The organism is Chlorobaculum sp. 24CR (genome assembly GCF_004118635.1).
Classification (GTDB): Bacteria; Bacteroidota; Chlorobiia; order Chlorobiales; family Chlorobiaceae; genus Chlorobaculum.
The window spans coordinates 1-949 of record NZ_SDGU01000114.1 but is presented as its reverse complement, the minus strand read 5'-3'; the positions used below and the strand labels follow the sequence as shown (position 1 = coordinate 949).

General features: G+C 39.8%; 1 protein-coding gene. It reads left to right on the top strand.

Features of this window, described 5'->3' with window-relative positions; translation table 11 throughout:
* The first annotated feature begins 295 nt into the window (after positions 1 to 295).
* A complete protein-coding gene (locus EST62_RS13265; RefSeq protein ID WP_129052534.1) occupies positions 296 to 799 on the top strand; it encodes a hypothetical protein in 504 nt (167 codons plus the stop codon).
* The last annotated feature ends 150 nt before the right edge of the window (positions 800 to 949 follow it).

The following is a 949-nucleotide window of genomic DNA, read 5'->3' as shown; positions in this document are numbered from 1 at the left end:
TCCTGTATTCATCGGTCATTTCAATTTGCGCAATTATGAAATGACAGAAGATACCCATCGAGTTCAAATCGATAACGATAAAAAAACGCCGCAACTCACTATAATATAATATTTTACAGCGTTTTATTTTTTCGTTAACCGGACAGCAGTGATGGATAGATATAGGAGAATCATCAAGAGATGATCTTATCGAGCTATATGAATCATTATCTGAACTGCATAGAGCTTTTGGGGGCACAGGGATTATTTTCAACCGAGATGATACCAAGATTTTCTTATCAAAGGAGGTATTGGTATGAATCATTTTCCTTGTGAGCACCAAAATGATGGCGCGATAATAAAAAAAACTGCTGAGCCAGCTCCTGTACCTACCATAGTTCAAGAACAACAAGACCATGCATCTCGAAAATGGTATCAGACGCTATGGGATAAAGTCAAGGGATACACTGCTACTGATGCATTACGACTCAAAGAAGCTGGCATACAAACTGCGGAAGGTGAAGCTGCTCAAAGGGTTAATAATGCCAAAAAAATAGAAGCAGAAGCTCAGCTACTTCATGCTGAAGCAGATTTAAAAAGGCAAGAAGCCGCTTTAAAAGAAATTGAGTGGAGGAGCGCTTTAAATAATCTTCAAAATTCACAAGTAAAAGAAGAAATCGAAAATACGGAACGCCAGGCAGCAGCCTTAGAACGACTTGCTAATGCAATTAGTGCCATTAGGCAGAAAGGAGGCGATATCGGCTTTGATCCAAACCAGTTAGTAAACGCCATAAAAACACTGGAAGAAAAGATGAAATAAAGGATCCTCGAAGCAGAGCTTCGAGGTATTTAGAAGAGTTGGAGCTGCTGTGAAGAGCCTGTTCAGATAAGTGTGTAAACGGTCGTTTTCATAGAGGCATCCTTCCCTCGAATTTAATGGAAAACTGATTGATAACCGCCCCCCAGTTTT